The sequence below is a fragment of the Marinobacter sp. ATCH36 genome (assembly GCF_023555055.1).
Taxonomy (GTDB): Bacteria; Pseudomonadota; Gammaproteobacteria; order Pseudomonadales; family Oleiphilaceae; genus Marinobacter.
In genome coordinates this window covers 150,888-176,523 of the sequence record NZ_JAMJPL010000003.1, presented here as the reverse complement: position 1 = coordinate 176,523, position 25,636 = coordinate 150,888, and the positions used below count along the sequence as shown (strand labels likewise).

At 55.5% G+C, this 25,636-nt stretch carries 19 protein-coding genes; 9 read left to right on the top strand and 10 right to left on the bottom strand.

The window, feature by feature from the left end:
• Positions 1 to 30: 30 nt before the first annotated feature.
• The 5 genes from M8010_RS11715 to glgC form a co-directional block, all read right to left on the bottom strand.
• Positions 31 to 801, bottom strand: a complete 771-nt coding sequence (locus M8010_RS11715) for an SDR family NAD(P)-dependent oxidoreductase (RefSeq protein WP_250091427.1) — start codon at positions 799 to 801, stop codon at positions 31 to 33.
• A 19-nt stretch (positions 802 to 820) separates the two neighbouring features.
• Positions 821 to 1,180, bottom strand: a complete 360-nt coding sequence (locus M8010_RS11710; RefSeq protein ID WP_250091424.1) for a PilZ domain-containing protein — start codon at positions 1,178 to 1,180, stop codon at positions 821 to 823.
• Between the two features lie 105 nt (positions 1,181 to 1,285).
• Positions 1,286 to 2,773, bottom strand: coding sequence for a 4-alpha-glucanotransferase (gene malQ / locus M8010_RS11705; RefSeq protein WP_250091422.1), 1,488 nt, complete (start codon positions 2,771 to 2,773; stop codon positions 1,286 to 1,288).
• Positions 2,770 to 4,497 carry a glycoside hydrolase family 57 protein gene (locus tag M8010_RS11700; protein WP_250091420.1) on the bottom strand — a complete coding sequence of 576 codons (1,728 nt, stop codon included), beginning with the start codon at positions 4,495 to 4,497 and terminating at the stop codon, positions 2,770 to 2,772. The genes malQ and M8010_RS11700 overlap by 4 nt, the downstream gene beginning before the upstream one ends.
• Positions 4,487 to 5,752 (bottom strand): glucose-1-phosphate adenylyltransferase, encoded by a 1,266-nt coding sequence (gene glgC / locus M8010_RS11695; RefSeq protein WP_250091418.1) that lies wholly within the window; start codon positions 5,750 to 5,752, stop codon positions 4,487 to 4,489. The genes M8010_RS11700 and glgC overlap by 11 nt, the downstream gene beginning before the upstream one ends.
• A gap of 188 nt (positions 5,753 to 5,940) precedes the next feature.
• Between glgC and glgB the strand changes: the two genes are divergently transcribed.
• Genes glgB through glgP form a run of 3 tightly spaced genes read left to right on the top strand, consistent with a single transcriptional unit; the run spans position 5,941 to position 11,872 of the window.
• Complete coding sequence (glgB, locus tag M8010_RS11690) at positions 5,941 to 7,827, top strand: 1,4-alpha-glucan branching protein GlgB (RefSeq protein ID WP_250091416.1); 1,887 nt, start codon at positions 5,941 to 5,943, stop codon at positions 7,825 to 7,827.
• Positions 7,824 to 9,275, top strand: coding sequence for a glycogen synthase GlgA (glgA, locus tag M8010_RS11685; protein WP_250091414.1), 1,452 nt, complete (start codon positions 7,824 to 7,826; stop codon positions 9,273 to 9,275). The genes glgB and glgA overlap by 4 nt, the downstream gene beginning before the upstream one ends.
• Before the next feature lie 44 nt (positions 9,276 to 9,319).
• On the top strand, positions 9,320 to 11,872 hold the full coding sequence (glgP, locus tag M8010_RS11680; RefSeq protein WP_250091413.1) for an alpha-glucan family phosphorylase: 2,553 nt from the start codon (positions 9,320 to 9,322) through the stop codon (positions 11,870 to 11,872).
• 19 nt (positions 11,873 to 11,891) lie between these two features.
• Here glgP and M8010_RS11675 read toward each other — a convergent pair whose 3' ends face one another.
• The gene (locus tag M8010_RS11675) at positions 11,892 to 12,551 is read right to left on the bottom strand and encodes an alpha/beta hydrolase (protein WP_250091411.1); all 660 of its coding nucleotides are present in this window, start codon (positions 12,549 to 12,551) and stop codon (positions 11,892 to 11,894) included.
• A gap of 15 nt (positions 12,552 to 12,566) precedes the next feature.
• Positions 12,567 to 13,772: a 1-acyl-sn-glycerol-3-phosphate acyltransferase gene (locus M8010_RS11670; RefSeq protein ID WP_250091409.1), complete on the bottom strand. Its 1,206-nt coding sequence runs from the start codon at positions 13,770 to 13,772 to the stop codon at positions 12,567 to 12,569.
• A gap of 151 nt (positions 13,773 to 13,923) precedes the next feature.
• Between M8010_RS11670 and recQ the strand changes: the two genes are divergently transcribed.
• Entirely contained in the window at positions 13,924 to 15,783 is a 1,860-nt protein-coding gene (recQ, locus tag M8010_RS11665) for a DNA helicase RecQ (RefSeq protein ID WP_250091407.1), read from the top strand.
• A 9-nt stretch (positions 15,784 to 15,792) separates the two neighbouring features.
• Here the strand turns inward: recQ and M8010_RS11660 are convergent, their stop codons facing one another.
• Positions 15,793 to 16,344: a PaaI family thioesterase gene (locus tag M8010_RS11660; protein ID WP_250091406.1), complete on the bottom strand. Its 552-nt coding sequence runs from the start codon at positions 16,342 to 16,344 to the stop codon at positions 15,793 to 15,795.
• A 273-nt stretch (positions 16,345 to 16,617) separates the two neighbouring features.
• Between M8010_RS11660 and M8010_RS11655 the strand changes: the two genes are divergently transcribed.
• Positions 16,618 to 17,511: a transporter substrate-binding domain-containing protein gene (locus M8010_RS11655; protein ID WP_250091405.1), complete on the top strand. Its 894-nt coding sequence runs from the start codon at positions 16,618 to 16,620 to the stop codon at positions 17,509 to 17,511.
• Here M8010_RS11655 and M8010_RS11650 read toward each other — a convergent pair.
• Positions 17,494 to 19,380 carry a methyl-accepting chemotaxis protein gene (locus M8010_RS11650; protein ID WP_250091403.1) on the bottom strand — a complete coding sequence of 629 codons (1,887 nt, stop codon included), beginning with the start codon at positions 19,378 to 19,380 and terminating at the stop codon, positions 17,494 to 17,496. The two genes, M8010_RS11655 and M8010_RS11650, sit on opposite strands and share 18 nt — an antisense overlap.
• 186 nt (positions 19,381 to 19,566) lie before the next feature.
• Here M8010_RS11650 and M8010_RS11645 point away from each other — a divergent pair, with 186 nt between their 5' ends.
• From M8010_RS11645 to selD, 4 genes are all read left to right on the top strand, one after another.
• A complete protein-coding gene (locus M8010_RS11645) occupies positions 19,567 to 21,114 on the top strand; it encodes a bifunctional GNAT family N-acetyltransferase/carbon-nitrogen hydrolase family protein (protein WP_250091401.1) in 1,548 nt (515 codons plus the stop codon).
• 121 nt (positions 21,115 to 21,235) lie between these two features.
• Positions 21,236 to 21,634 carry a hypothetical protein gene (locus M8010_RS11640; protein WP_250091400.1) on the top strand — a complete coding sequence of 133 codons (399 nt, stop codon included), beginning with the start codon at positions 21,236 to 21,238 and terminating at the stop codon, positions 21,632 to 21,634.
• 48 nt (positions 21,635 to 21,682) lie between these two features.
• Positions 21,683 to 22,363 carry a helix-hairpin-helix domain-containing protein gene (locus tag M8010_RS11635; RefSeq protein ID WP_250091399.1) on the top strand — a complete coding sequence of 227 codons (681 nt, stop codon included), beginning with the start codon at positions 21,683 to 21,685 and terminating at the stop codon, positions 22,361 to 22,363.
• On the top strand, positions 22,363 to 24,639 hold the full coding sequence (selD, locus tag M8010_RS11630; RefSeq protein ID WP_250091398.1) for a selenide, water dikinase SelD: 2,277 nt from the start codon (positions 22,363 to 22,365) through the stop codon (positions 24,637 to 24,639). The genes M8010_RS11635 and selD overlap by 1 nt, the downstream gene beginning before the upstream one ends.
• Here the strand turns inward: selD and senB are convergent.
• The gene (gene senB / locus M8010_RS11625; RefSeq protein WP_250091396.1) at positions 24,629 to 25,603 is read right to left on the bottom strand and encodes a selenoneine biosynthesis selenosugar synthase SenB; all 975 of its coding nucleotides are present in this window, start codon (positions 25,601 to 25,603) and stop codon (positions 24,629 to 24,631) included. The two genes, selD and senB, sit on opposite strands and share 11 nt — an antisense overlap.
• Between the last annotated feature and the right edge of the window lie 33 nt (positions 25,604 to 25,636).

The following is a 25,636-nucleotide window of genomic DNA, read 5'->3' as shown; positions in this document are numbered from 1 at the left end:
AGATGAGGCCCGGTCAGTTTCTTGGCCACATCAACGAGCGGTGTAACCGCCATCAATGACCAGCTCACTGCCGGTCACAAACTTCGATTCGTCCGAGGCGAGATACACTACGCCCCAGGCAATATCATCCGGTTCTCCCATGTGTCCTACCGGGTGCAGGGCAGCCGTTGCCGCCTTGGCTTTTTCAAGGTCTATGCCGGTGGTTTTCAGGTGCCCCTCAACCATCGGTGTCCAGATAAATCCGGGATGGATGGAGTTTGCGCGGATATTTTCAGTGGCATAAAGCATGGCGTCGGTTTTGGTCATCAGCCGCACAGCTCCTTTAGAGGCGTGATAGGGTGGAATATCCGGCGCGCTCACCAGGCCGTAGATAGACGACAGGTTGATGATGCTGCCAACGCCTGCCTTTTTCATATGCGGAATGGCGTGTTTGGTGCAGAAGAACACCCCTTTCACGTTCACATTCTGCACAACGTCCCACTCTTCTTCAGTAAGTTCATGGGTGGGTTTGTTAGGGCCAGAGATCCCGGCATTGTTGACGAGCACAGTCAGGCTGCCGAAGGTATCTGCCACTTTGTCCAGTACCTGTTTGACTTCGTGCTCCCGGCTGACATCGCAGTGCCAGTAGCCAGCCTCGAGACCACGATCTGTCAACTGACCAGCAAGGGTTTCGCCATCCTGATCGCGACAATCAAGAATGGCTACGGCAGCGCCCTCTTCTGCCATGCGAATGACAGTCGCCGCCCCGATGCCCACCGCCCCGCCGGTAACAGCTGCAACCTTACTTTTCAGTCTTTCCATCGGAATCTTCCTTCAAGTGTCAGTAAGCTTGTCGGCGGACGGGAAAATGGCTCATGGGCCTGTAATGTTTTTTCAGCCACTGCATGAGTGAAGAGACAGTGAAGCCGTCGTTCTCAACCCCTTCAAAATCAACGCCAAGGCCATTGTCTGACTTGCGAACAACATGTGCTTTCAGTCGCCGGAATTGTGTTTCCTGTTTGTCGGGAAAGCGAAACTCGAGCTCCAGTGTCTGGTTCAGTTGAACATCGGTGTAGTCTGTAGCAATGAATAGCCCTCGTTTTGAGGCGTCCCGGATCTGACCGGTTGCTACGGGCATCCCACGTTTGTATACCAGCAGCCCAAGCTTGCCCTCTACGCGTTTGCTGAGTCTGTGTTCCATGTCTTCCCCCATGACTCATAAAAAACCCCAATTTTTATACTGCCTGGTACTTATAGCGGAGTATTGCTTACCTCTTTTTGATACTGGTCAATAATTGCACAGACTTCACGATGACCGCCCATGACGCTGCGCGGATTCAGCGATTATTTTTGATAGGCCTTTCCTGCAAAGATTCCAGTCAAGCTGCCAAACCCAATTGTTGACTACGGTTCCGGGTGTGTTGAATCTGGCCTCTGTTCCCAGCCCCATAAAATCCTGCATGGGAACAATAGCCAGGGAGCAGACCGACCGGAAAGCGGCTTCGATAACCGGCCAGGGCATCGTCTCCCCCGAATCCCCCAGGTAAGCGTTAACGTATTGCCGTGTGTGATCATCCAGGCTCTGGTACCAGCCAAGGGTGGTGTCGTTGTCATGGGTTCCGGTATACACAAGGTCCCCGGAACGGTGATTGTGCAAAAGATGCGGGTTGTTCGGGCTGCCATCAAACCCGAACTGCATGACCGTCATCCCGGGCAAACGGAACCGTTTACGCAACTCCTCTACATCGTCGCCGATAATACCCAGGTTTTCGGCCACTAACGGCAAGTCAGGAAACCGGTTGAAACACGCCTCAAGAAAGTGGTCTCCCGGGCCCGGGACCCAGTAACCATACCTGGGTTCCGGTGTTGCTGAGGGAATCTCCCAATAGGCCTGCAGTCCGCGAAAATGGTCGATGCGGATCAGGTCAAACAGATGGCGCTGGCTTTCGAGCCGTTCCAGCCACCACCGGTACCCCTCAAGGGCCATAGCCTCCCAGTTATAGAGCGGATTGCCCCAGTGCTGGCCGTCAGGAGAAAAATAATCGGGCGGAACGCCGGCAACCACAGTGGGCTGGCCCTGGTGATCGAGCTTGAACAGGTGCCGGTTGGCCCAGACATCTGCACTGTCGTGGGCTACGAAAATGGGGATGTCGCCGAACAGTAATACGCCGCTACTGCGGGCATAGTCACGCAGGGCCTGCCACTGATAATGGAACAGAAATTGCTCGAAGCGAATCCTTGCGAGCCTTGTCTGATTCTGGTCAACAAAAGCCCGCAATGTGCCGGTATCACGATCTCTGAGTGACTCGGGCCACTGAAGCCAGCCTGGAGATGCCTGAAGCTCCCGAATGCCACAGAAAAGGCAGAAATCATCCAGCCAGTAACCGTTGGTTTCGCGGAAATGTTGATAACCACCCTGGTCAAATCCGTTCTGCCCCTTTCCCTGGTTGTTAAAAAATCGTCCGGCTGCCAGGGTCAGCAGCTGAGTGCGGGTTTCAGGCGCAGGCTGTACCAGTTCCTGATCTGTCAGCAGGCCTTCTTCCATAAGCTCTGACAAGTCGATAAAGTGCGGATTGCCGGCGTGGGCACTGAGTGACTGGTAAGGTGACAGGTCCGGATGAGTTGGCCCGAGGGGCAGCGTTTGCCAGATACTCAGCCCGCTTTCGGCCATAAAATCAACAAAAGTACGGGCGCTGGCACCGAGAACACCCCAGGGCCCGGGCAGGCAGGTTGGATGCAGCAAAACACCCGCACGGCGGTTGCTGAGCAGGTCGTCTTTGGTACCTGAAGTCATGCCAGGCTATCCGCTTCATGCCCGGGCCGCATGGTGCCACCTCGCGCCGGTTCGCCACTGCCCTGGCTCAACTGCTGGAATACCGACGGCGGTGCCGGATAACCGATCATCTCGTAAAGGTTTACCAGGTGACGGCGGTACAGATGCTCGAAATCGCGGACGATCTGGGCCGGATTGTAATCTCCGAACCACCAAAACCAGTCCGAGCCTTCGCAGATTGCCAATTGTTTTTCTGCAGACTCTCTCTGTTCTGCATTCAGACTGCCGTTATCCATCACCCGGTCAAAATGAATCTTTGCCTCACACAGCAGATCCCAGGCACGGTTTTTATCCGGGTCGCCAATCCAGGTGGAAAAGGTGCCATAAATCCAGCTTCCAGCCACCAGATGGGGCAGCCGAACCGGTTCAATGTCTGGGAGTGCAACCAGATCGCTATAGGTCGTCAATTTCAGCCTTGGGTGGTTCGCCAGTACCCGATACAACTCGTCCAGAAAGTGAAAACCATTCTGGGGGTAATATTCCCAGGCATTTTCCCCATCCATGATCACGGAAATTACTCGGCGCGGCAGACCTTTGCCCTGTTTTGCGATGTTCTCCATGTGATGAACCAGGTCGCCAACTGCATCTTTGGCGTGCCAGTCGGCATAGGTAAAGCCAATCAGGTCAGACAGCCCGTCATCACGGAAAAAAACCGTCACCGGACATTCGCCAAAGGTATATGGCTGATGGATTCCCGAATCCGGCAGTTCCGGATTCTGCTCTCTGGCAAGATTCAGGCTGTTGTGAACCACTGAATCACCACTGGCGGTCCAATGGAAGCTGTGTTCACTGAGAACACCCAGTGTGGCCTGACTTAGCCCCCCTTCGGAAGCCCAGCAGCCGGTGGGTTCGATACCAAAAAATCGTTGAAAAACCGCTTTCGCCTGCAGCAGTTGCCACCCAGACCGCGCGCTTCCTTCGGGGTACTGTTTGTGTGCGGGGAGGACTATCTCCGGCAGCGCTTCCCGGGCGGATTCCAGTTCCAGAAGCAATGGCAGCATGGCGTGTGTATACGGGCTGACAGACAGCTCTACCTGCCCTTTCTCAGCCAGGTGCCGGTATCTGGGCCCGATACCGGACAGTACATCGAAAATAACATCCAGCAAGGCACGGCGGTCGTCCATCGTAAATTGATGGCCTTTTTCCTGAAGGCTTTGAATGCAGTGGTTGTCACGGCGAATGGTCTCGCCCATCCAGCCCAGGTGATACCAGACCAGAAGATCTGAAAGAAATTGGCTGGAGATGTACCTCTGCAATTCTGGTTTTTTCCGGTAGACATTGGCCAGCTCTGCCAGTTGTGCAAAGGCTGGGAAGCGCTTGATGATCCGGTCGGCATTGGCGCGCAGGCATTTCTCCATCAGCACCAGGAAAGCTGGCGTGTTGGTTTCCGGCAAAACATCTGCCACCAGAGCGGCCAGCAGTGGATCGCCGATCTCCCCCGACCCATGGCGCCAACGTTCAATCTGTACCAGGTAGACTTCAATCTGCTCAAGCAGTACCGGGGCAAAGTTCACCACGGCCCTTGCCTGGGGCTCATGCTCCAGGTGCGCGGCCATATCGCTGTAATCCTTGATGGTGTGCAAATAAACCCAGGGAAACAGGAACTGCCCGGTACGCATGTCCTGGTAGGAAGGCTGGTGCATGTGCCAGCACAGCACGACCGGGGTTTTGGTGTCAGAGGCCATGAGGATAATCCTGCCCGAGCATCTCGGGGGTGATGAGCACAACACCCTTCGGCGAAACGTAAAACCGCTTTTGGTCTTCTGCCGCATCCAAACCTATTCGTGAGCCCTTTGGAATGCGGCAGCCACGGTCGATCAGGGCATTGCGTATGTGGCAGTGGCGACCAATCTCTACATCGGGATAAATCACCGAGTCTGAGATGTCAGTGAAAGAATGAACCCTGACTTGCGAGAAAAGAAGGGAATGTTTCACCACCGCACCGGAAACAATACAGCCTCCAGCCACCATGGAATCCACTGCCATTCCGCGGCGATTCTCATCATCAAATATAAACTTTGCGGGGGGTAACTGTTCCTGGTAGGTCCATATCGGCCAGTCAGAATCGTATAGATTCAGTTCAGGGCTGATGCCGATCAGTTCCAGATTGGCTTGCCAGAGCGCGTCGATGGTTCCCACGTCTCGCCAATAGGCAGGTTTGTTCAGCACCGGATCCTGGAAAGGAAAGGCCACAACACGCAAACGCTTGATCACAGAAGGAATAATATCCTTGCCAAAATCGTGGGTGGAGTCGCCATCCATCTGGTGATCGCGCATCAGCTCATCGAACAGCACCTGGGTGCTGAACACGTAGATGCCCATGGATGCCAATGCCTTTCCGGGACGGCCGGGCATAGGCTTGGGGTTCTCCGGCTTTTCAACAAACTCGGTAATCCGGAGATCCTCATCCACCGACATCACGCCAAATGCAGAGGCTTCGTCGACAGGAACTTCGATGCAGCCAACGGTTATATCGGCGTCATTCTCAACATGTGCGGCCAACATGGTGCCATAGTCCATCTTGTAGACATGGTCGCCGGCCAGAATCAGGACGTATTCCGGGGTGTGGCTGCGGATGATGTCGAGGTTTTGCAAAACGGCATCTGCCGTGCCCTCGTACCAGGAGGTTTCGATGCGCTGCTGCGCCGGCAACAGCTCGACAAATTCATCCAGCTCACCGCGCAGAAATCCCCAGCCCCGCTGAATGTGGCGGATCAGCGAATGGGATTTGTACTGGGTGATCACACCTACCTGACCGATACCGGAATTGATGCAGTTAGAGAGGGGAAAATCGATGATGCGGAACTTACCGCCAAAAGGCACGGCCGGCTTGGCGCGCCACTTGGTGAGATCATGAAGGCGGGAACCTCGCCCCCCGGCAAGAACCAGTGCGAGTGTTTGACGAGTAAGACGGCTGACAAAACGCTTGGCTGTTTGCATAGCTGCTTCCCTGAAGAAACTCTTTCCCTGTGACCTGCTCTTTTATCGAGGGTTCGCCATACTTTTGACGGCATAAACTATATTAGAACACTATCATGGAATTATGACGTAAACTTGTTCTGGGTCATTTTTCAAACAGCCCCTGTAACGTCCAATGGAAGCCAGTCTGGTCAGGAAAAGCACGGTCTATGGACAGTCCAACGCTCAGCGAATTCGACCTTCACCTTTTTGCTGAAGGCCGACATTGGCACATCTACAACGTTCTGGGGGCTCACGCCTGCAAAAGCCGGGGTGTTGAAGGGGTTCGATTTGCAGTCTGGGCTCCACATGCACGGGCCCTTAGCGTTGTCGGGGATTTCAATGACTGGAATGCCGGCACTCACCCGATGAAGCTCCATGAAGGTACTGGTGTCTGGTCATGCTTTGTACCGGGCATCGGTAGCGGAAACCTTTACAAATTCTCGATTACCACCGATACAGGCCGGGAGTTGTTAAAAACAGATCCTTACGGTCAGGCCTTTGAACTGAGGCCCGCTACCGCAGCGGTGGTAACTGAGCGCGGCCATTTTTGCTGGAATGATGGTGACTGGCTGGCCCGCCGTGGCCGATGGAACTGGCAGGACTCCCCTGTTTCAATTTACGAAGTCCATGCCGCTTCTTGGCGCCACCACGGCTCTGGCCGCTGGCTGACCTATCGCGAGCTTGCCGATCAGCTGATTCCCTACGTGCTGGAACTGGGTTTTACCCATATCGAGCTGTTACCAGTGACTGAACACCCACTGGACGAATCCTGGGGCTATCAGACCACCGGCTACTACGCACCGACCAGCCGCTTTGGCACACCAGACGACCTTCGCTACCTGGTGAACGAGTGTCATCGACACAACATCGGCGTAATCCTTGATTGGGTTCCCGGGCACTTCCCCACAGACGAGCACGCCCTGGCCCGGTTTGATGGCAGTGCGCTTTATGAGCATGAAGACCCCCGTAAGGGTCGACATCAGGACTGGGGCACGCTGATTTACAACTACGGCCGTCATGAAGTGCGGAACTTCCTGATTGGCAGTGCCCTGTTCTGGCTGGATGCATTTCACATCGATGGCTTGCGGGTGGATGCTGTGGCATCGATGCTCTATCTCAATTACTCCCGCAAAGAAGGAGAGTGGGTACCCAATGTCCACGGTGGCCATGAGAATCTGGAAGCCATCGGGTTTTTGCAGGAGCTGAACCGTGTCTGCCAGAGCCGTTTTCCGGGAACCCTGGTCTGTGCCGAGGAATCCACATCCTGGCCGCGGGTCACACGTCCACCGGAAATCGGAGGCCTTGGCTTCAACCTGAAATGGAACATGGGATGGATGCACGACACCCTGGATTACCTGCAACAGGATCCTGTCTACCGCCAATACCACCACGATAAGCTGACCTTTGGCCTGATCTACGCATTTTCCGAGAACTTTTTACTGCCTCTTTCCCACGACGAAGTCGTGCATGGCAAAGGCAGCCTGATCAATAAAATGGCCGGGGACGAGTGGCAGCAGCAGGCTTCATTACGTCTACTGCTCACCTATATGTATGGTTACCCAGGCGCCAAATTGCTGTTCATGGGCGGTGAGTTCGGCCAACGTCGGGAATGGAGTGAGTCCAGGGAGCTTGACTGGTCGTTGCTTGTTAATACCGGGCACCAGGGTATCAAGCGACTGGTCCAGGACCTGAACGGCATTTACCGGCGGGAAGTATCGTTACACGGCGAGTCCTTCCGGCCTGAAGGGTTTGAATGGATTGACTGCCACGATTCGCCCCAGTCGGTGATCAGCTTTGTGCGCACGGCAAAGGGCGAAAGCTCCGTCATTGTGGTGAATTTCACGCCCATGCCACGGAATCATTATCGCATCGGGCTGCCCCAGGGCGGTCACTGGCGGGAAATATTCAATTCAGATTCCGAATATTATGGTGGCAGTAACCTTGGCAACCCCTACCCCATGGCGGCGGATGAACAACCCTGGATGAACCGGAACTGGTCACTGGAGCTGACCCTGCCACCGCTAGGCGCAATTGTGCTGAGGCCAGCGCTATGATCCGTGTTCTGTTTGCGACCAGTGAAGTCTATCCACTGGTAAAGACCGGTGGCCTTGCTGATGTATCCGCAAGCCTGCCAGAAGCGCTCTGCAGACTGGAACACGACGTCCAGATTCTGCTGCCGGGATACCCTGCGGCCATCAAAGCCGCCCGAGAAGCCGGCTCTCGCAGGAAGTCCCGGTTCAGAATCGGTCAATACGAAGTCAGCCTCTGGCAGACACGGCTTCCGGGAACGGCGGTTACGCTCTGGCTGGTCGACTGCCCGCCATTATTCGAGCGGCATGGGAACCCCTATCAGAACGAAAAAGGAGAGGACTGGTGGGATAATGCCCACCGGTTCGAACTGTTTGGAAAAGTCGGCGCCATGATGGCCGTAGGTGAAGCCGGGATCAGTTGGCGGCCTGACGTGGTCCATTGCAACGATTGGCAGACCGGCCTGATCCCGGTATTCCTGGAGCACTATCCCCATAGGCCCGGCACGGTATTTACCATTCACAACCTTGCGTATCAGGGCATCTTCTCACAGGAAACTTTCCGCGCACTGGGTTTGCCTGATTCACTCTGGCGCTGGGACCAACTGGAATTTTACGGACAGCTGTCCTTTATCAAGGGCGGACTTGTTTTCAGCGATCGCATTACCACCGTCAGCCCGGAATATGCCCGGGAAATTCAGACCCCGGAATTCGGTAATGGGCTTGATGGTGTTCTCAGGCACCGTGCGAACTGGCTAACCGGTATTCTGAATGGAATTGATACTCGAGTGTGGAACCCTGAGGTGGATCCCGAGCTGTCGTTCCACTACGGGCGCGATCACCTGAAAAACAAGGCCCAATGTCAGGCCCTTCTTCAGCAGGAACTTGGTCTTGAGGTTAACGGTGGCCCGCTGCTGGGTTTCATCGGCCGTCTGGTGGAACAAAAAGGCGTGGATTGGCTGATTGCGGTGATGCCGGAGTTACTGGATCGCGGTTGTCAGTTCGTATTGCTCGGCTCCGGAGAGGCACGTTACGAAGAGCCCTTAAAGCTTCTGGCGCGGCAATGGCCGGGTCAATTGTCCCTGACATTGGGTTACGACGAAGGGCTTTCCCATCGCATTACCGCCGGATGCGACATTTTCCTGATGCCCTCCCGGTTCGAGCCTTGTGGCTTGAACCAGATGTACAGCCTGCGCTATGGCACGATTCCGGTGGTACATGCGGTTGGGGGGCTGTCAGACACCGTAAATGATCCTCTGGAGGCTGGCACTGGCAAAGCTAACGGTTTCCGGTTTATCAAGGACGATGAGCACGCCCTGCTGGCAGCGATAAACCGGGCATTGGAGTGTTTCATACATAGAAAATCATGGCGCCGGCTTCAGGAAAACGGGATGGCTGCGGACTACTCCTGGAAACAGCGCGCCCGAAGCTATGCTGATCTTTATAAAAGCATTCTTAAAGAGCGTGACATCTAACGGCTGGAACAGTGTGAGCGCGTGCCCGCGCGGAGGCAATCGACATGCATAAAGCAACCGAATTCCGACTTGAGGCCCATCCGCAAATTCCAGAGGCCCTCGAACGCCTCGAAGAGTTGGCCAACGACCTGTTTTACAGCTGGGATCACGGGGTCAGGAGCCTGTTCGCCCGCATCGATCTGCGGCTATGGCAGAAAGTGGAACATAATCCGAAGCTGTTTCTGCGGCGTGTTGCCCAGGACCGCCTGGATGAAGCAGCAGAAGACCGGGCTTTCCTGGCCGAGTACCGGCAGGTGCTGAGCAGTTACGATGCCTACCTGGAAGCGGGCCCAGGGCCGGAAGTCACCGAAAAACTGGACCCGGAAACCACACTGGTAGCCTATTTCTGCGCCGAGTTCGGCTTTCACGAAAGCTTTCCGATCTATTCCGGCGGGCTTGGCATTCTGGCGGGAGATCACTGCAAGGCTGCAAGCGACCTCGCCCTGCCCTTCGTGGCGATCGGATTGCTTTACCAGCAGGGATATTTCATCCAGAGCATTGACGCCCTTGGCCATCAGATTGCCCGGTATCAGTCCCACTCCAGTGACAAACTGCCCATCACGCCCGTTGAACAGGACGGTGAGGTGCTGAAAGTATCTGTGCCTTTCCCGGACCGCGACATAGTGGCGCGGGTATGGGAAGCCAGGGTTGGTCATATCCGTTTGTACCTGCTCGACAGTCACACCGAGGAGAACTCTCCTGAAGACCAGGAGCTGACGCTGCAGCTCTATGGCGGCGACGAGACCACCCGGATTGGTCAGGAGATGCTGCTTGGCATCGGCGGAACGCGGGTGCTGGAGTTGTTGGGCCTGGTACCGACGGCGTGGCACATCAACGAAGGCCATGCGGCATTCCAGATACTCGAACGTTGCCGCCAGACCATGGCCGGAGGATTGACCTTTGAGGCTGCCCTGGAGGCTGTTGCCGGCGCGACGCTGTTCACCACCCATACGCCCGTGGCTGCAGGCCATGATATTTTTCCAAAAAATCTGGTCCAGCATGCCATGGGCAGGTATCTGGAGGAGTCCGGGCTGGACTTTGAAAAAGTATTTGCGCTGGGTGCCAACAACGGTGGTGAGACCTTCAACATGACTGGCCTTGGCCTGCGTGGCTCCCGGTTCCACAACGGCGTCAGCCGGATTCACGGCGGTGTAGCCTCTCGCATGGAAGGTGGTATCTGGCCACAGGTGCCACCAGAGGAAAACCCGATCGGTTACATCACCAACGGTGTACATGTACCAACCTTTCTGGCGCCGGAATGGTCCAGCCTTTTCGATATCCAGGCCCCGACGTGGAAGAGTGAACTGCGAAACCCTGCATTCTGGGAATTCATCGACCAGATTCCGGATTATCACTACTGGAGCGTCCACAAGGCGCTCAAGCAGCAAATGGGTGAATTCATTGTTCGTCGCCTGAAGCGCCAGCATAAACGTAACGGCACCGGCCACTCCGTCACTGACCGGATGACCCGGCCTTTGATCTCCGCGGAGCAAGACACCCTGGTGATCGGTTTTGCCCGACGGTTTGCCACCTACAAACGCGCCACTCTGATCTTTTCCGATCTTGACCGTCTGGAACGCATTCTGACCAATCCGGACCGCACGGTCGTGCTGGTATTTGCGGGTAAGGCGCACCCACAGGACAAGCCCGGCCAACAGCTGATTAAAGTCATCCATGATTTATCCATGCACCCATCCCTGATGGGGCACCTGATACTTCTCGAAGACTACGACCAGGCGATGGCAAGGCGCCTGCTCAGCGGTGTTGATGTCTGGCTCAACACACCGGAATACCCCAAAGAAGCAAGCGGAACCTCCGGCGAAAAGGCAGCGCTGAATGGCGCCCTGAATCTGAGCGTGCTTGACGGCTGGTGGGGGGAAGGTTACGACGGCAAGAACGGCTGGGCTATTCCGCCGCGCGATACTCAACTTGATCCGGAATTCCGTAATGAAGAGGAAGCCCGCGACCTGATTGATCTACTGGAATTCGACGTGGTCCCGCTGTATTACGAGCGCGCCTCTCAAGGCTACTCCAAGGGTTGGGTCAAACGCTCCAAAGCGTCCATGAAAACGATTACGCCACGATTCAACAGCCAGCGAATGGTGATGGATTACGTCACCAACTACTACCAGACCGCATCCAGCCAGGGCGCCAGACTGATGGCCGATGGCGGCGAGCTGGCGATCGAGCTGTCACAGTGGAAAGCGAGAGTGAGGGACGCCTGGCCCGGGGTTGAGCTAAGCGTTGTCGGATGTGTGGAGTCTGCCTGCCCCTACGATGGCGCGGTGGAACTCCGGGTAGAGGCGTTGCTCAATGGTCTGAGCGCTGACGATGTGCGGGTGGAGTGTCTGGTCAGCCCGGAATGTACAGGCACCCATAAGACACCCGGCCCCGCAAGCTTTTTCCTGGAACAGGAAAGCGAAGCTGATGGCCGAACCGTCTTCGCCACGCAGGTTCAACCCTCCTATCCCGGGCTTCAGACGCTAAGGCTCAGAATGTATCCCTACCATGACGCGCTCACACACCCTTTGGAGATGGGCGCGATGCTCTGGGTCTGAATCCGGGTGTGGCAACAGGTTAGAGAAGATGTTTGCGGAGGAAGCCGCCGATATCCTGTACCTCTTCCAGGCAAACACTGTGCTCCATCGGGAATGTTCGATATGAAGGATCGAAGCCAAGTTCCTTCAGCTTTTCCACACTCTGCCGGCCGAGAGATTCCGGCACCATGGGGTCATGCGTTCCATGGTAGATGTTGATGGGGATACCACGGTTGGCGTCGGAAACCTGTACGGTTTTCGCGGTCGCAAAGTAGGTAGACAGCGCCAGAATACCGCCCAGCCGCTTCGGGTAGCTCAGCCCAAGCTCGTAGGCAACGGCGCCGCCCTGAGAAAAACCAGCGATAACAATGTTTTCGCTGTTTATACCGCGCTCAATTTCCCGGTCCACCAGCTTGCCAACAGCATCTGACGAAGCCATCAACTGATCGGTATCCACTATACGGTCGATGTCCATCGCCTTGATGTCGTACCAGGCCGGCATGGTCATGCCGCCATTGATGGTCACCGGCATGTTGGGCGCATGGGGAAAAATAAAACGGACCGCAGCATTTTCCGGTAAACCGAGTTCCGGCACGACTGGCTCAAAATCGTGGCCACTGGCACCAAGGCCATGAAGCCAGATCACCGCTGCGGTAGGGTTAGGTTTGGTTTCCAGTTCAATGTATTGAAGTTGTTGCACAAATTACCTCGGGTATCAGGAATGTTCCGTTGGTGAATCCGGTTTACCATTGTGCGCTTCAAGCGCTGTCACTACCGGATTGGCATACATGTCCAGCACGTAGGGACGAATGGCCGGGTCGCACGCGTCCAGCCTGCGCTCCATTTCTGCCTCGGCTGCTTCTATCTCGGCTGGTGACCAGGCTTCCGCCGTCACCACTGCGTCACTCACAGAATCCCTCGTGGCGTGCGATTCGGGATGAATTCCCCTCTGCTGATACGCCACCAGATTCGACGTATGCAGGTGATAGTTGGCGTGCATCTCACGGTCTATCCGCGCTGAAAGGTCCTTCGGGTTGTCCTCAGCGTTTGCGATGGGAGCACCGAAATGCACGTGCACGTGCCCCTTGAACCCGGTCAGCCCCTTCATGATCTGATCAGTGTCCTCACCTTCCCTTTTGATGTACTCGCCTGTCCGCGCACGAGTCTCCAATGCGCGAGCCTTGTCCACATCGCAGGGGTCGTACTCATAGGCGATGGATACCGGAACGATATGAAGCCGGTTCATGGCCTCACCAAATGCCAGCCCACTCTTTTTCTTGCTCATGTAGAACATCTTGATAATGGCTGGGTCGGTAAAATCCAGGCCGTTCTTAGCGCGGCCTTCCCGCTGCGCAATCCAGATGCTTTCGTTGTTGTCGATGCTGTGGTTGATAAACGAGGAAAGCATGATGTAGGCGTCCCGCATTTCCCGCGGGCTGGTCATGTTGCGGCGTACCACAAAGCTTTTGTTCAGCCTCATCATTTCCGCGAAAACGCGGTTTGCCAACAGGTTGTCGCCAATGGCAATGCGGGTGGTCTTGAAGCCGTTGGCAAACAACAGGTAATTCACCACCATGGGGTCAAACACAATATCCCGGTGGTTGGAAATAAACAGATGAGCGCTATGCTTGTGCAGGTTTTCCAGCCCGCTGTGGGTAACACGAGTGGTCGTATTGTCCACCAGTTCACCCACATAGCCTGATAGCCGGGCCTGAAGATCGTCGATACGGGTAATGCCGGCAAAGTGGCTGATCAGCCAGCGCTTCACCCATAGCCTGAGCATGCCCGGCGCCCACTTCGCCAGCATCGGCGATTTGAAGCGGCCTATCATATCCAGAAATTCCGGGTCCCGAACCAGATTGTTAATTGCAGTTCCGGTTTCCTCGTCCGAATAAGGACGGATGGCATCAAATTCCTGCATGGAGATCCTGTTTGTTGGGTGCAGAAAAAGGCGCATTGTAGCCGTTATAAGGTTTGTTTGTCTTCGCCGATTCCGTGACCGGATTCTGGTATCATTGCACGTCTGCCGAATTCGTCAGGTTTTACTGTTCACCAATACCACCGGCCACGTCATGGATTTTGCACAGCTAAGCACAGAACGTCCCCGTGTTTCAGATCAGGACCCGGAAGAAGTCCTGCACCGCATATTCGGTTACGAGACCTTCAGGCCACTGCAGGGCGACATAATCCATGAAGTGGTCAAAGGCGGTGACGCCCTGGTATTGATGCCCACCGGTGGCGGTAAATCCCTGTGTTACCAGGTCCCGGCCCTTGTGCGCCCGGGCACGGCAATTGTGATTTCTCCCCTGATCGCACTGATGCAGGACCAGGTGGCTGCCTTGAAAGAACTGGGTGTCCGGGCCGCATTTTTGAACTCCACCATGGATTTCGAGCAGGCGCGGGATACCGAAAATGCGCTGATGACGGGCGAGCTGGACCTGCTGTACTGCGCACCGGAGCGGTTGATCCAGCCACGCACTCTTGACTTGCTGCACCACGCTTCCATTTCCCTGTTTGCCATTGACGAAGCGCACTGCGTATCCCAGTGGGGCCACGATTTCCGTTCCGATTACCTTGAGTTGAGCCGGCTGGCCCATGAATTTCCCAGTGTGCCCCGTATCGCACTGACCGCAACCGCCGATGAGCGTACCCGCAAGGAGATCGCCGAGAGGCTGTCATTGACCGAAGCCCGCCATTTCATAAGCGGATTCGATCGCCCGAATATCCAGTATCGTATCGCTCCAAAAACCAATGCGAACAAACAATTACTGGATTTTATTAACGCAGAACATGATGGCGACTGCGGTATTGTTTATTGCCTCTCACGTAATAAGGTAGATGCCACAGCGAAGATGCTCAGCGGTAAAGGCTACACGGCTCTGCCCTATCACGCCGGCCTGAATGCCGGAGACCGCGCGCGGCATCAGGAACGTTTTCTGCGTGAAGACGGTGTCATTATCGTTGCCACCATTGCGTTCGGTATGGGTATCGACAAACCCGACGTGCGGTTTGTTGCACACCTTGACCTCCCTAAAAGTCTCGAAGCCTACTATCAGGAAACCGGCCGTGCCGGCCGGGACGGCAAGCCCTCAACCGCCTGGATGGTTTACGGCCTGCAGGACGTCATCAAGCTGCGTCAGATGCTTGAAGGCTCCATGGGTAACGACCATTTCAAACGCGTTGAGCGTCAGAAGCTGGATGCCATGCTGGGCCTGTGCGAGGTAACCAGCTGCCGCCGCCAGGTATTGCTGCGGTATTTTGGCGATACCCTGGAGCAACCCTGCGGTAACTGTGACACCTGCCTTAACCCGCCGGAAACCTGGGATGGCAAGGTAGCTGTCCAGAAAGCTCTTTCCTGCGTGTTCCGGACCGGGCAACGCTTTGGGGTCACCTACCTGATCGACGTTCTGCGGGGCTCGGAGAACGAGCGCATCTTTCAGTTCGGGCATCAGGCCGTATCCACCTATGGCATCGGCACCGATTTATCCGCCAACGACTGGAAGTCGGTATTCCGGCAACTGGTAGCGAATGGCTATCTGCGTGCAGACCCGGAGGGATATGGCGCGCTCCAGCTCACGGAGGAATGCCGGCCATTGCTTAAGGGCGAAGTGGCTATCCAGCTACGCAAAGATCCGGTGATCAAGTCATCGGCAGGGCGCAGTTCCTCCGGCACTTCGGGGCGTCGAAAGATTGCCGATCAGATAACCGACAAGGCAGGCTGGGAAGCTTTGCGCGCTTGTCGCAAGGCACTGGCGGAAGAGAAAGGCGTGCCACCCTATGTGATCTTTCACGATGCCACCCTGTTCGAGATCCTGGAAAGACGGCCGAACAGCCTGGCAGAAATGGCCGAGATTAATGGCGTGGGGGCCGCCAAGCTCGAGAAATACGGCGATACCTTCCTGGCCGCCCTGCGGGAGCTGGACGGCCATTGATTCGCTGAACTACGAAGCCTTGAATCCCTTCTTGCGAACCCGGTATTGGGCAATAGACGTTGCCACGTGATTGCCTTCCATGTCGTAAAGAGTACCTTCCAGTGAAAATGCCGCCCTGCCGGTCTGGTCCGCTTCCACCTTGATGGCCTCAACCGTGGCTTCATCCAGCGAAAACTCCACAAACACATCCGAGTTCGCCGGCTGCAGGAACTGCAGAGTCATTTCCTTCAGAATGGGCGTATAGGCCGGCCCCAGGTCGAAAAGGGTAAGTACGCCGCCGGGGATTTCAGCCACCAGAAAATAGGCGCCGGCATAGAGGCTGCCAAAATGGTTCTTGTTGCCTTTCAGGCGAACCCTCGCTTTTACAAAACCGGGCCGCACCTCTTCCACGCTGAAGCCGTTGCGAGGCGCGAACGGGATTGAAAGCCCGATAATCCGGTTTACGGCTGCATAGCCACTGGTTTTCCGAAGCCAGGCCAACGGCTGGGTAATTCTGGCTTTTGGATCGGAAGAAGACACCCAATGCCCCGTTGCCCCGATCAGATTGTCAATTAATGCCATACGCTTACTCTCTCGAACGCATTTATTTCCGGCAGGCCGGACCAACAGGCGTAAATCATTACAGCGTGGTGAAAGCCTTCGCAACTATTTTTGTCGATTTCTGTAATCAATTCCTGTTGCTCTGGTGAAATTCGCCTAAACTGCCGTGGTGTCTGAGGACGATGGGACAGCAGAGCAAGTATGGATGCAAAGGGGCAGAACCCGATGAATTTGAGGCGGCTTGGTTGTCTGTTGGCAGGCCTGATAGGTTTGTGCTCAGGCGCAGGCTTTGCCGTGTCTTCTGAATCTATCGCCAGCTACAACTCACAGGTCCCCGCCCCGGTCACTGATTACCGGCTCTGGTATCGGAACTACGACAGCCCTCCGGTTCGCGCTCTTGTATCCCTGGCTCTTGAGAAAACCCCGGAATACGGTACTTTCAACATAACCAGAAGCCCCGAAATGGCCCAGGGGCGCGTAATCCGTGAATTGGAACAGCGACAATCGCCGCTGGTGGATATTGCCAATGTGGCGACGTCCATTGAGCGGGAGGACAGTCTACTTGCCATTCCCATTCCTATCGATGGTGGACTGTTGGGGTTCCGGGTCTGCGTCGTATTGGAGCAATCGTTGCCGGAATTTGAGGGCATCAGGAGCATCCTGGATTTTCAGAGAGCCGGCATACGCATAGGTCAGGGTGCTCACTGGCCAGATACACCGATACTTCAGGCCAACGGAATACCGGTCGTCACCCACTCCCGTTACGAAATTCTTTTCCGTATGCTGGAAAACCAGCGATTCGAATGCTTCGCCCGCGGTGTCAGCGAAGTGCTGTTTGACCTTGAGCTGGAGGGCAACCCGGACCTGGTTATTGAACCCCACCTCTTGCTCGCCTACGCCATGCCCTCCTACTTTTTCGTCAGCAAGCATGATCATGAAATCGCTCAGCGCCTCCAGCTGGGCATGGAGCGGGCCATCGAGGATGGCAGTTTCGGTGAATATCTGGATCACTTTTACGGCAGAGCTTTGAGAGAGCTGGCGCTCGAAGAGCGCACTGTGTTGGTACTGGGCAACCCGTTCCTGACTGAAGAGTCCGGAACAGTCGGCCGCCACGCTTTAAGGAACCTTCGCCGCCGCATTCTGTTGCTGTCCCGGCCAGAAGCGTCAGCGTCAGACCTTGAACCGTGAAACGTTCTGTCTGAGCGCGCTGCCGATCGATTCAATCTGACCACTGTAAACGTCGTTCTCACTCGCAGCCTTTGCAGCCTCTTGGCCTTCATCTGCAATTCGGGTGATGGAAGAATTCAGCTCTTCGGTGACCGATGTCTGCTCTTCAGACGCCGTGGCAATCTGGGACGTCATCTGACTGATGGAAGTGATGGCTTCAGCGATCCGGTTGAGCGCTTCCATCGCGTCCTGGGCTTTTTCCATACTGACATTGGAGACGGCTGTTGATGCTTTCATGACATCAACCGCGTTGTTGGCACCACTTTGCAGCCGCTCAATCATGTTATTGATTTCTTCCGTGCTGTCCTGGGTGCGACGGGCCAGATTACGGACCTCGTCTGCCACAACGGCGAAGCCGCGGCCTGCATCCCCTGCCCTTGCAGCCTCAATAGCAGCGTTCAGGGCCAGCAGGTTGGTCTGCTCGGCGATCCCCTGAATGACCTCAAGCACAGAAGTAATGTCGGTCACGTCTTTGCCAAGTTTATCGATAACTTCGGCGGCAGCGGTGATCTCTCGGGACAGTTTCTGTACCGCATCCCTGGACGCAGCGACAGTCTCCAGCGAGTCACGGGAGTCGGAATCGGCAGTATTGGCGGCGTCAGCAGTCTGTTGGGCGCTTTGGGCGATCTCGCCGGCTGCGGCGGACATTTCATTAATGGCCGTGGCCACCATATCAACCTCAGCCTGCTGTTTTTCGACACTTCCCCGGCTGGCACTGGCAGTCTCCCGCAGAGACGCAACGTTATCTCCAAGTTCCTTCGTGCCCTGCTGCACATCCCGCACAACGTTCTGGATATTTTCAACAAAGCTGTTGAATTCCCGGGCAAGCGTGCCGAATTCGTCACTGGCACTGTCGTCAAGACGTTTGGTAAGATCGGCCTCGCCACTGGCAATGGAAGACATTGCACGGTTCAACCTTCTGACCGGCGCCATCAACACACGTATACCGAAATGCAGCACAACCAGTGAAACCATCAGGCCAATGACGGCAATGATCAGACCGGTCACTCTCGCTGCCTGCACCGGCGCGTTTATTTTGTCCTCGTTGATGAAGGTACCCAGGTACCAGTCGACACCCCGTGCATCGGCAATAGGGTGAAAGCTGGCCGTCCAGATCGATTCATTTGCTTCATAGCTATGAGAATCACCGCTCAACTTTGGGGATTCCCCAAGCAGTTCCCTTATCTTATTGCCCACCAGATCCTGATCCGGGTGAAAAAGAACGGTACCATTTTCACTAATCAACGCCGCATAACCAGTATCGGCCAAAGTAATGGTGGAGAGGGCTTGCTCGATGGTTTTCAGTGCAATATCACCACCAATCACACCCTCATAGTCACCGCGTTTCACCGGGGCCAGAGTTGAAATGATGGTGCCGCCTGTGCCAGCGTCCAGGTAGGGAGCAGTGAAAGAAGCAATCCCTGTTTGTTTGGCCTGTTTGAACCAGGGGCGGGTACGGGGATCAAAGTCCGCCGGCAAAGTGGCTTCCGAGGCATCGTCTTTCATCAGCATGTAGCCGTCATCGCGACCGACGTAAACGTCGATAAAACCGCCACCGGTGGTAGCCGCTGCCAGGACGACCCGGGCCTCTTCGTCAGTTGTGACAGTTTCCAGTGCCTTTGCAGTTGCTTGTGTCATGGTCAGGCGGGTATTGAGCCAATCGGCGATACTGGACGTACTCTGGGCTACCGTATCTTCGATCAAAGCATTCACATAGGTATCTGTAGTGCTTTGCAGCCTCAGGTTGCCGCTTATGGTGAACGCCCCCATAACCAGCACGAGCAGTATTCCGAAGGCGATAAGCAGCTTCTGGCCGAAACTCAGGTTCATTATCCGGGTCCTTTTGATTCGTTCTGTACAGGAGATGCGATCCTGACACCTTCGCAGCCTGTGTTCTGTATAGTTTTGTTTTCGGCTTTTGCTGCGAAGTCTTTAGCGTGATCTGATAAAATAGGATCTTTAGTTGACGCACTTTGTCTGCGTACTTTTTCCTGTATCCAACCGGAGCCGCCGTGTATGGCCCACGAAGAACTGCATCTCAATCTCCGTAACCTCACCAATGATGACTATCCACAGCTCCAGAGACTGATGGACAGGGTTTACGACGACATCGGTGGTGCCTGGCCAGAGGAAACCATCAAAGCGCTGGTTGAGCAGTTCCCGGACGGCCAGATCTGTATTGAGGAATCCGGCGAGCTGATCGCAGTGGCACTGACTGTCAGCGTCAAGTACGAGCGTTTCAGCAACCCCCATACCTACGACGATTTGATTCTGCGTAACGAGAAACTCTGGCATAACCCCAATGGTGACTCCCTGTACGGGCTGGATGTGTTTATCCATCCGGATTACCGTGGATATCGCCTTGGGCGCCGGCTCTATGAAGCCCGTAAGGAACTTTGTCGCTCAATGAACCTGCGGGCCATTCTGGCGGGTGGCCGGATTCCGGGGTATCACAAGTACTCTGAACAGTACTCCCCGGAAGAGTACATCCTGAGGGTGGACCGTAAGGACATCTACGACCCGATACTCAGCTTCCAGCTGTCTAACGACTTCCAGGTCACACGGCTGATGCACAAATATCTGCCGGAAGACGAAAAGTCCCAGGGATACGCCACCCTGTTGGAGTGGAGGAACATTCTCTACACCCCGCCCTCACCGGTTCTGGGCGTGAAGAAAACCCAGGTACGACTGGGTGCTGTTCAGTGGCAGATGCGGGAATTCACCTCCGTGGACGAAGTACTCGAACAGGTGGAGTATTTCGTCGACGCGCTGTCCGATTATAAGAGCGACTTTGCGATTTTTCCCGAGTTCTTCAACGCGCCTTTAATGGGCCTGACAGATCAGATGGACCAGACCCGGGCAATCCGTTTTCTGGCGGGCTTTACCGAGCAGTTCCGCAACCAGATGTCGGAAATGGCGGTAAGCTACAACATCAATATCATCACCGGCTCCATGCCATTGCTGGAAAATGACCGGGTCTACAACGTGTCCTACCTGTGTCATCGGGACGGACGCGTGGACGAGCAGCGCAAAATCCATATCACGCCTCACGAGCGACGCGACTGGGTGATTGAGGGCGGTGAAAAGTTTCAGGTGTTCGAAACCGATGCCGGACGGGTTGCCATCATGGTCTGTTACGACATCGAGTTCCCGGAACTCGGGCGCCTGGCCGCCAGTGATGACGTTGACATTATCATGGTGCCGTTCTGGACGGACACCAAAAACGGTTATTTGCGGGTTCGTCTCTGTGCCCAGGCACGAGCTGTTGAAAACGAGTGCTATGTGGTGATCACCGGCAGTGTCGGTAACCTGCCGAAGGTGGAAAACCTTGATGTGCAATATGCCCAGTCCTCCGTGTTTTCTCCGTCTGACTTTGCGTTTCCACACGATGCGGTAATGGCGGAAACGACTCCGAACACGGAGATGATCATGTTCTCGGACATGGATCTTGAGAAACTCAAGCTGGTGCGTAACGAAGGCTCTGTGACAAACCTGAAAGACCGCCGTACGGATATATACGCGCTCAATACGATAAACAAAGACGAAAATAACTCAGACAGTTGAAGAACTGTCTGAGGGCTCTATCGTATGACACTGAGCACGTTGCCAAACAGCCTGAGTGTGGCTATTGTTTAACCATGTACTTTCAGGTCGCTTCCCGGAACAAACCAGGGATTACTCGTAAATGAACGAAGCACTACCAGACCTTGTTGCACAATTTCACGTTAAACGCGGCCTGTTCCGGCGTGAACGGGTTGAAGCTGCGTTGTTCGAGCTGGATAACTTTGGCTGCGTGATGAAAACCGACAAAGTGTTCAATCCGGGTGATACGGTAGTACTCGATCTCATTATGGAAATGCCTTTTGATAATATCCGGGCCGATGGCATATCCGGCCTGGTCACCGAACGAAGAAAGCACTGTAGCAACTTCTTCTATTCTATTGATTTTGTTCGAATCAACGATCAGACCTCCCGTGCTTTATCAGACAAGCTCAAGCGAATACGGGATGTGGTGACGAAAAAGCAGTTACTGAAATCCAGGCGTTCACCCGGGCCTGCCTCGAGCCTCCGGCAAATGGCCTGAAATCACCCGTGCTCACCATTCAATCCGCACTGTAAGGAGACAATCCTGATGGCCAAGAAAGCCAAAAACCAAAATGTCGATAAAGTGGTAAAGAAAGTGAACAAGGAATTTGACAAGACATCGTCGCGAATTGAAAAGCTGATCGATGATGCCATCAAACAGTTCGATGGCGTTCAGAACCAGGTCCAGGAACCGGTTCGCAAACTGCTCAAAGAACTCGATGAACTTCGTGATCGTGAAATGAAGCGCTTCAGCGAAGAATATGAGCGTCGTCTGGGAGAGTTTCACGAATTGCAGAACAACATTCTGGATCGCCTTGGCATTTCCAGCAAGCAAGCCAAGGCCGACGCCAAGAAAGCCGCGGGCATTAAACCAACGGCGAAAAAGCCCGCTGCCAAAAAGCCAGCTAAAGCGAAAAAGGCCGCCAAGCCCAAGGCAGCCACCACGAGCAAAGGCCCGGCTGCTGCCGCAAAAACGGCTTCCAAGAAGGCTGCTCCCAAAAAAGCGGCGGCCCCCAGAAAGCCTGCCGCACCAAAGCCCAAAGATAAAAGCGATCTGACACAGGTCAAGGGCATCGGACCGGCCACTGCCCGCAAACTGAAAGAGGCGGGCATTACCTCGGTTGACCAGATCGCCAACCCGTCTGCAGACGATCAGGAAAAACTGCAGGCATTTTCCAAAGTGAAGGGCTTCAGTACCTTCAGCGATGAAGCCAAGAAAGTTATTTGATGCAACAATCTGAGCAGCCTGTTTTACGGGACATTGTCCTGGTTGGCGGCGGGCACAGCCACGTAGGGGTTCTCAGGCGTTTTGCCATGAACCCTGTACCGGGTGTTCGCCTCACTCTCATTTGCAGGGACACCCATACACCCTACTCCGGCATGTTGCCTGGCTACGTAGCCGGGCACTATTCCTATGACGACGTCCACATTGATTTGAGCAAACTGGCCGAATTTGCAGGCGCACGCTTTTATCGGGACGAAGTTTCTGGAATTGATCGTGCCCGAAAAAAGGTGGTGTGCAGGTCCCGGCCGGATGTTCCCTACGATATTCTCTCCGTGAATATTGGCTCTTCCCCCAGGGTTGGCGACGTAAATGGTGCCACTGAACATGCCGTACCGGTGAAGCCCATCAACGGCTTCAATAATCGCTGGTTGTCCCTGCTATCCAGGCTGGAAAATCACGAAGGCCCGATGACGGTCGCGGTAGTCGGTGCCGGCGCCGGTGGCGTTGAGCTCACCCTTGCCATGCAGTTCCGGCTCAGAAATGAGCTTGCAAAGCGCGGCCATGACCCGGACCAGTTACATTTTCATTTGTTCGACGCAGAGAGCCAGATCCTGCCAACCCACAATGCCAAAGTCCGTGCGGTATTCGAGGAAAAGCTCGCAAGTCGTGGCGTGAAGGTACATCTGGGCTCACCGGTGTCTAAGGTTGACGCTAACCACCTGATGACCGAAGGCGGCGAGACCTTCTCTGTGGACGAAATACTCTGGGTTACCCGGGCCGGCGGACCGGAATGGCTCAGGGAGACCGGCCTGGCGCTGGATGACGGCGGGTTTATCCGGGTGAAGGATACCTTGCAGGCCGAATCCGACGATGACATTTTCGCAGCCGGCGACATTGCCAATGTGGTCAATCACCCGCGCGAGAAAGCCGGAGTATTTGCAGTGCGCCAGGGGCCGCCGTTGGCGGATAATCTGAAGCGTCATGCCCTGGGCAAACCAACAAAGCCCTTCACTCCCCAGAAAAAGTGGCTGGCCCTGATCAGCACCGGCGACAAATTCGCCGTGGCGTCCCGTGGAGACATGTCCTTTGCCGGTAAGTGGGTCTGGCGCTGGAAAAACCATATTGATAAGCGCTTCATGGCGAAGTTCAACGATCTTCCGGCGATGGAAGAAAACTCTGCCCTGCCCGACACTGGCGCCGCGCAGAACGCCGAGGAAGCGTCCCAGGCCATATCCGCCGTGGCCATGCGTTGTGGTGGCTGTGGCGCAAAAGTGGGCAGCACAGTGCTATCCAGGGCGCTGGGTGAGCTGCGCCCCATTGAGCGGGACGACATTCTGATTGGCTTGCACGCACCAGACGACGCCGCGGTATTGACCGTGCCTCCCGGTAAAGCGGTGGTGCATACCGTCGACTTCTTCCGGGCGTTTATTGACGACCCCTACGTGTTTGGCCGTGTTGCCGCTAACCACGCACTGGGCGATGTATTCGCCATGGGCGCTGAAGCCCAGAGTGCTACCGCCGTCGCAACCGTTCCCTATGGTATCGAGTCCAAGGTGGAGGATGTCGTTTACCAGATGATGTCGGGCGCCGTGGAAGTACTGAACGAAGCTGGTTGTGCACTGGTGGGTGGCCATACCGGCGAAGGCCGTGAACTGGCACTGGGCTTTGCGGTGAATGGCCTGATCGATCCGGAAGAAGTTATGAGCAAAGGCGGCCTGCGAGCCGGCGATGTGCTCATCCTGACCAAGCCCATCGGTACCGGAACTCTGTTTGCCGCCCACGCAAAGCTGGAAGCCAAGGGTCGCTGGATTGATGCAGCGCTGGCATCCATGGTGCAGTCCAATAAAGATGCCGCCCAATGCCTTCGCCGGCATGGTTCGAAAGCCTGTACCGATGTCACCGGTTTTGGCCTGCTCGGGCATCTGGTGGAAATGACGCGGCCATCCGGTGTGGACGCAGAGCTGGATCTTGGAGCCATTCCAATCCTGCCCGGCGCAGAGGAAACCGCGGCGGCCGGTATTCTCAGCTCCCTGCAGCCCGCCAATATCCGCTTGAGGCGCGGCATCCGGGACCAGGAGAAATGGGTCAGCCACCCCCGCTATCCGCTGATCTTTGACCCCCAGACTGCAGGCGGTTTACTGGCCAGTGTACCGGCCGATCAGGCCGAAGCCTGCGTCAGCGAGCTCAAGGCGTTGGGGTATCCCCATACAGCAATTATTGGCAGGGTGTTGCCACAGGACGAAAGCGGGCCGATAGAACCGATCACCCTCAGGGATTGAGACCGGCGCGTCCGGCCACTGCCCTTTCAATGGCTGCCAGTATTGAAGCCTGCTCCGATTGCGGGGTGAAGCGGCTGGCCAGATGATTCACGCGACTTTCCAGAACCCCCAGAAAATCGGGGGATTGTTCCGCTCGCTGTAACAATATGGCAAGTTCTGTGTCATCACCCACGGGGAAGTAGCCCGGATAATCATCGCCCAGAAGGCCAATATTGCCGGAGATGTCTGAAGCGATAACTGGAAGACCCGCGCGGCAGGCCTCAGAGACAACATTGGCACCACCCTCCATCACCGAGCTGATCACCATCGCTCGACAGCGTTTCATCAGCTGATGGATAGCGGGCTTGTCTATTTCCCCGAGCCATTCAAAGCGCGGATTTGCCTGCTGTTCAGTCCGGGCTTTGTGTTCCCATTCCGGAGTGTGAGCTTTGCCGGCGTTGATCACATGAATGATGGAGGTCCCGGGCAATTGTCTGGCCGCAAGAGCTGCACGAAGTGGGTCTTTCTCGTCGCGGAGGTGCCCGATAACACAAATATCAAAGCCCTTTTTCGGGTCTGCCGCTTTCGCAGGCTTGTCCGCGGACTGGAACACCGTCATCAATTTACTGGTAAAACGTTCAGGAATGTCCAGGCTGACCCTGTGATGAAGACCAACCAGGCAGTCAGCGAGCGTCATCGACTCATGGGTAACTGCGGGAAAACGGTGTTGATGGTCGTATATATCGGTGCCAGTGAGCACAACAATGAGCGGGGTGTCCGGATGCTGTTTCCGGAAGCGCACAACGGGCTCATGGCTTCTCCACGCGTGCAGCGCGATAAACAGGTCGCAGGGTTCTCCATGGTACTCCGTAACCAGGTTCGTGCGGTGCCCGGCAGCTTCAAGCAACTGCTTCCAGCGCTCTGCCGTCGCCCGATTGCCTGCCCTGGAACCGGGCGGTGCAGGCGTGATTATCGTGATGTTCATGAATGCATGGCTCCGGAAAATTTTTCTGGTTTT